Origin of the sequence: Bacillus sp. C30 (genome assembly GCF_040838255.1) — a bacterium.
Taxonomy (GTDB): Bacteria; Bacillota; Bacilli; order Bacillales; family Bacillaceae_G; genus Bacillus_A; species Bacillus_A mycoides.
Window position 1 is genome coordinate 1 of sequence record NZ_JBFPJH010000183.1, and the last position, 6571, is coordinate 6571.

Here is a 6571-nt window from a genome sequence, read left to right on the forward strand (position 1 = left end):
AGCATGAACATCGTTGGACAGGATTTGTTTCATTATTATTATAAACCAGAGCAAAGGTTAGAACCTCTATCTTTTGATTTTCAAGATTACATGTTTATCTATGATGAACTGGAACAAAGTACAGAATATAAAACAGCAAAAGATTATTGGACAAGTAAGCTTCCTGACTTTCCGTTTGCGCCTTCTTTGCTGTTAAAAAAGGATCCGGCAGAGATTGCTACGCCTAAGTTCCAATCACTTAATAAGATCCTGGACAATGAAATATGGACAAAGCTACGAAAGTTAGCACAAGAGAAAGAAGTAACTCCTTCGGCTCTGCTTTGTACAATATATGGTGATGTATTGGCATATTGGAGTAATCAACGTCGATTGGCAATTAATTTGACTGTATTTAACCGTTATCCTGTTCATGAAGAAGTAGAGCAAATTGTGGGAGATTTCACTTCACTCATCTTGTTGGATGTTGATGTGAATCCAGATCAATCTTTCTTTACTAGAGTAAAAGAAACGCAATCTACTTTATTAGATGGTCTCGAACATCGCCATTACGATGGAGTTAATTTCATTCGAGATTTTACTCGATATCATCAAATGACGCCAAAAGCAGTTATGCCAATTGTTTTCACCTCGATGCTAGCAGGTGCGGGGGCTTTTGCTTGGGAACAACTTGGTTCACTTCGCCATATTCATGCTCGGACTCCACAAGTGCATTTGGATAATGTGGTAATTGAAAAAAATGGAGAGTTATTAATTAGCTGGAACTATGTTGAAGAATTGTTTGATGTTGATGTGATAGAAGCGATGTTTCACCAATTTGTTGACTTATTGGAACAATTAGTGAAACAAAGTGACGTAACATCTTTGCAGATGAAAGAGTTAGACCATGCTTTAATTGAGCAATACAATGAGACAACAGAAAAAATACCGTCGACTACTTTAAATCAATTATTTACAGACCAAGTAAAACGTACACCGGATGAAGTAGCAGTAGTTTTTGAACAAGACTACTTAACATACTCGGAGCTTCATAAGCGCTCCAATCAAGTTGCGCACTTTTTAAAAGAACAAGGAATTGGTCTAGGTGACAAGGTTGGTCTTTTAGCACAAAGACGAGTTGACACAATTGTTAATATGATAGGTATTTTAAAAGCAGGTGCCGCTTATGTTCCGATTGATCCCGACCATCCTTCAGATCGCCAAACATATATTTTAGAAAATAGCTCATGCAAACTTTTATTAGAACCTAGTCTTTATGCAGAAAACCGCTTGTCATTATACACAACAGAAGATATGCCTGCTATTGCTGGTCCGGAAGATCTTGCCTATATTATCTACACTTCAGGAAGTACAGGAAAACCGAAAGGAGTAATTATTACTCACCAAGCGGTTGCAAATACCATTCAAGATATTAATCAAAAATATCAGGTAAATGAAGATGATCGTATTATTGGTATTTCTTCTATGTGTTTTGACTTATCTGTATACGATATTTTCGGAACGTTAAGCACAGGTGCAATGTTGGTAATGATTCGTGACCCAAGAGACATGCAAGAATTAATCCGTACTGTCGAACGTAGAGGAATTACAATTTGGAATACAGTACCTGCAATTATGGATTTGGCATTAGATCAAGTAGGTTCTCATTTTGAACATTCTTCCTTGCGTTTAGTTTTACATAGTGGAGATTGGATTCCACTTTCTTTACCAGAAAAAATAAAACGACATTTTCCGATTGCGGAAGTAGTTTCACTCGGAGGAGCAACAGAAGCATCGATTTGGTCAATTTATTATCCGGTCAAACAGGTGGAATCGAATTGAAAAAGTATTCCATACGGGATTCCTTTGGCAAACCAAACGTATTATGTGTTGAACTATGAAAAGAAAATGTGCCCTGTTGGTGTAATTGGAGATTTATATATCGGGGGAGTGGGCCTTGCTAAAGGATATTTAAATGATGAACAGAAAACAAATGAAGCATTTGTATCACATCCTGATTTTGGTCTTATTTACAAGACAGGAGACTGTGGAAAAATGCATCCTGAGGGATATATTGAATTTTTAGGCCGCCAAGATTATCAAGTCAAAATTCAAGGATATCGAGTAGAGTTAGAAGAAATCGCCCATTGTCTTCTCACTTACAAACAAGTCGAACATGCAGTAGTGATTGATCAGACAGATGAGTATGGTATAAAATTTTTAGTCGCATATGTGGTAACTGAGAAAAATATTAGCACAACAAAACTTCGAAAGCATTTGCGAGATCACTTGCCAGGTTACATGATTCCTTCTTATTTTGTTTATTTGGAACAATTGCCCTTGACTCCAAACGGGAAATTAGATAGAAAAGCGCTCCCTACTCCGGAGAAACAAACAAATGAAGTATTTATTGCTCCAAAAACGGAAATGGAAAAAATATTAACTAGTGTTTGGCAAGAAGTACTCAAAGTAAATCGGATTGGAGTAAATGATCATTTCTTTGCCTTAGGTGGAGATTCGATAAAAGCGATTCAAGTTTCCGTCAGACTGTATAGACAAGGATTTGAGCTGGAGCCAAAAAATTTATTTTCATTTCCTATATTAGGAGACATGGTTCAATTTGTTAAAAAGCTTGATCATCTTCCAAATTCGCAAACAAGTGATGTAAACAAAATGAACGATAATAAAGTTACAGTACTAAATGTTAAAGATAAACAACTTAATCAACATACACTTATCAAAATACAAGAAAAAATGCCAGAAATAAAAATAGAACGTATTTACCCATTGGCACCTTTCCAGGAAGTTATTTATGAACATGCTGCGACTGAACCTGATACAAATGCATATTTCGAACAAACAATTTGGGCACTTGAGGGGGAGCTGGATATTAATCTCTTTATTCAGTGTTTCCAACAATTAGTTGATCGTCATGATTCTTTAAGAACGATAATTGTGCAAGATGAACAAGCACAACCTTGGCAAGCTGTTCTACATGATGTTCAAATGATTTCAGAGATAAAAAACTTGATTGAGATGACGAAACAAGAACAGCAAGAATTCCTAGACCAGTGGATGAATGAAAATTTAAGTCAAGGATTCAAAAATGATGAACTCATGACCCGTCTTTGTATATTCCAACTAGAAAATAACGAGCATAAGGTGGTTTGGAGTTCCCATCATCTATTATGTGATGGTTGGAGCGTCAGCATTTTGATAGACGAATTATTCCAGCTCTATGAAACAATAAATGCGGGAACTACGGCAGAGTTACCTATAGTGAAACCTTTTGAGACATTCATAGATTGGACTGTAGCACGAGATCATGAGAAAGCACGTCATTTTTGGCGGGATTATTTATCAGGATACAATCGGAAAATTAGTATTCCTAAAAAGAAAGTACCAACTCAAAGTGAAGGGTTAAATTTCACATTTATGGATTTAACATTAGATAAGGATTTGACTAATCAGTTACAGACATTTGTAACTAAAAACAATATAACTATGAATTCGGCATTACTAGCTGTATGGGGAATATTGCTTGGCAAATACAACGGAATGAGAGAAGTAGTATTACCTAATCTAGTATCAGTCAGACCTCCCGAAGTAGAAGGGATTGAAAATATGTTCGGTCTGTTCACAAATATTTTGCCTATCCGACTAGCATGGACAGAAACGCAATCTTTTGTGGACTTCCTGCAAAAAGTACAACTAGAAACATTGAAATGTAATGAGTATGCATACTATTCATTTGTTGATATACAAAAACAAAGTGAATTAAAAACTGAGTTGACTGACCATCTTTGGGTTTTTGAAAACTATCCGACTAACTCAGCTATCTTTTCTTCAAATGAAAACAGAAATTTTGCCATCACAGATTACGAAGTTGTTGATGAGCCTCATGTAAAGTATGGAATTATGTGCTTCCCTGAAGAGAAACTTACAATAAAGTTTGGATATGATCAAACCGTATATGAAGCGGAGAAAATACAGGAAATATTGAATCACATCCATCAGTTAATCAACATGATTCTTCAAAATCCAATACAGGCAATCGGTGATTACAAATTATAAAAAATGAAAAGGCGAGCAAGAACTCGCCTTTTTAAATAGAATAGGAGTAAACCAAATGACAAAAAACTTGCAGTTATCAGCCGAAGAGATGCGTCAGTTAGGATATCAAGCGGTGGACTTGATTGTTGATCATATGAATCATTTAAAAAGTAAACCAGTTTCGGAAACGATTGATAGTAATATTTTTAGAGACAAGCTAATTGAAACGATTCCAGAAAACGGATCCAATCCAAAAGAGTTACTTCATTTTCTTAATAACAATGTGTTTAATCAAATTACTCATGTGGATCATCCTCATTTTATGGCTTTTGTGCCAGGTCCTAATAATTATGTTGGTGTAATAGCAGATTTTTTAGCAAGTGGGTTTAATGTATTTCCTACAGCTTGGATAGTAGGTGCAGGTGCTGAACAAATTGAATTAACGACAATCAACTGGTTAAAATCAATGCTAGGATTCCCTGATTCAGCTGAAGGGCTATTTGTCAGTGGCGGTTCCATGGCTAATTTGACTGCACTTACTGTAGCGAGACAGGTCAAGCTGAATAATGACATAGAAAATGCGGTTGTGTATTTTTCTAACCAAACTCATTTTTCTGTAGATCGAGCACTTAAAGTATTAGGTTTTAAACATCATCAAATTTGCCGAATTGAAACAGATGAAGATTTAAGAATTTCAGTTAGTACTTTAAGAAAGCAAATAAAAGAAGATCGATTAAAAGGGAAAAAACCATTTTGTGTTATTGCTAATGCAGGGACAACGAATTGCGGAGCGGTGGACTCCCTCGATGAATTGGCTGATCTATGTGGTGATGAAGATGTATGGCTACACGCGGATGGTGCTTATGGGGCTGCAGCAATTCTCAGTGAAAAAGGAAGGGAGGTGTTAAGAGGAATTCATCGTGCTGATTCTTTGACGTTAGACCCGCATAAATGGCTTTTTCAGCCTTATGATGTTGGTTGTGTACTCATTCGCAATAGCCAATATTTAAGTAAAACGTTCCGTATGATCCCAGAGTATATTAAGGATACGGAAACTAATATAGAAGAAAAAGTGAATTTTGGGGAGCGTGGAATTGAACTTTCTCGTAGATTTAGGGCATTAAAGGTATGGCTTTCTTTTAAAGCATTTGGAGTCACAGCTTTTCGTGAGGCAATAGATCATGGCATTATGTTGGCTGAACAAGTTGAAGAGTTTTTAAGGAAAGAAAAAGATTGGGAAGTAGTAACACCTGCCCAATTAGGAATTGTTACTTTTCGTTATATTCCTTGTAAGCGAACGTCTACAGAAACAATTCATGAAATAAACAAAAAACTGGTGGAAGAAATTAATCAAAGAGGATTTGCTATGCTAAGTACGACTAAATTAAAAGAAAAAGTAGTAATTCGACTTTGCTCTATCAACCCGAGGACAACATTAGAAGAAATACTTCAAATCATGATGAGCATTAAGGCGTTGGCAGAGGAAATAAACACATCGCCTAAACATCTTATATCTGTTTCTCAACCTTGATATATTAGGTGAATTTTACATATTAATAGCCGATTCTAAATGAGAATCGGCTATTATACTATTTACGAGTGTTTTTCTTGTAAAGGGATTAAGCCTCAACCTTAGAGACTCTTTTGAAACCAGTCTTTACTGCTTGTACCATTTCGTTTACAGCGTAAATAGATACATTGGCATTTGGATTTAACCCTTCAAACCAGTGATAGGCATTTGGATATAAATGAAACTCGACATCAACACCAGCTTGCGCTAGTTTGCTTACATAGGTTAATGTTTCACTGCGGAATGGATCTAATTGACCAACAAATGTGTAAGTATATGGTAAATCACTATAATCCTCTGCTCGAGAAGGCGCTGCATAGACAGGGATTTGATCTGTTCCATACATTTCTCCTAAATACATTTTCCAACCAGCTTCATTTGCCTTTTGATTCCAAACAAATCCTTCTTTAATTTCATTCGCTGAAGGTGTATTATTTCGGTCATCAATCATTGGATAGAGTGGCATCTGTAAACAAATTGAAGGATATTTTCGATCTCGGGCTAATAATGATAATGCTGCTGTTAGTCCACCTCCAGCGCTTACTCCTGCAACCCCAATTCGATTCGAATCAATGTTTAATGACTTCGCATTATCAGCAATCCATTTTAAAGCTGAATAACAATCCTCAATTGGTGCTGGGTAAGGGTGTTCAGGTGCTAAGCGGTAGTCTACAGACACGACCACACAGCCAGCTTCTTTTGCAAACCTCATACAAGTATCATCGTTATCATCTATAGACCCTAAGATATAACCACCACCATGTATCCATAATAAGACAGGTAAAGGTTCATTATTTGATTTTGGACGATAAATTCTTAATGGTAACGGATTATCATCAGGTCCAACAATGACTTCATCTGTTAACGAAAGGGATTCATCAACAACGGTAGGTGGTCTCATTTGAGCTATTCCTTCTCTGATTGATTGCAAGTTTTCCGGGTGTAAATCGAGATTTGGAAACATCTCTAACC

Annotated in this window: 4 protein-coding genes and 1 pseudogene; 4 read left to right on the plus strand and 1 reads right to left on the minus strand. The window is 36.3% G+C overall.

What is annotated here, in order from left to right; translation table 11 throughout:
• Positions 1-3: 3 nt before the first annotated feature.
• From AB3X49_RS23230 to AB3X49_RS15625, 4 genes and pseudogenes are all read left to right on the plus strand, one after another.
• A pseudogene (locus AB3X49_RS23230) lies at positions 4-861 on the plus strand (condensation domain-containing protein); the annotation flags it as partial.
• A gap of 6 nt (positions 862-867) precedes the next feature.
• A complete protein-coding gene (locus tag AB3X49_RS23235) occupies positions 868-1818 on the plus strand; it encodes an AMP-binding protein (RefSeq protein WP_483298783.1) in 951 nt (316 codons plus the stop codon).
• Between the two features lie 24 nt (positions 1819-1842).
• The gene (locus tag AB3X49_RS23240; RefSeq protein WP_483298782.1) at positions 1843-4050 is read left to right on the plus strand and encodes a condensation domain-containing protein; all 2208 of its coding nucleotides are present in this window, start codon (positions 1843-1845) and stop codon (positions 4048-4050) included.
• Positions 4051-4105: 55 nt separating this feature from the next.
• The gene (locus AB3X49_RS15625) at positions 4106-5560 is read left to right on the plus strand and encodes an aromatic-L-amino-acid decarboxylase (protein WP_002127563.1); all 1455 of its coding nucleotides are present in this window, start codon (positions 4106-4108) and stop codon (positions 5558-5560) included.
• A gap of 88 nt (positions 5561-5648) precedes the next feature.
• Here the strand turns inward: AB3X49_RS15625 and AB3X49_RS15630 are convergent.
• Positions 5649-6571: alpha/beta hydrolase (locus AB3X49_RS15630; RefSeq protein WP_367963181.1), on the minus strand; the 923-nt coding region annotated here is incomplete at its 5' end.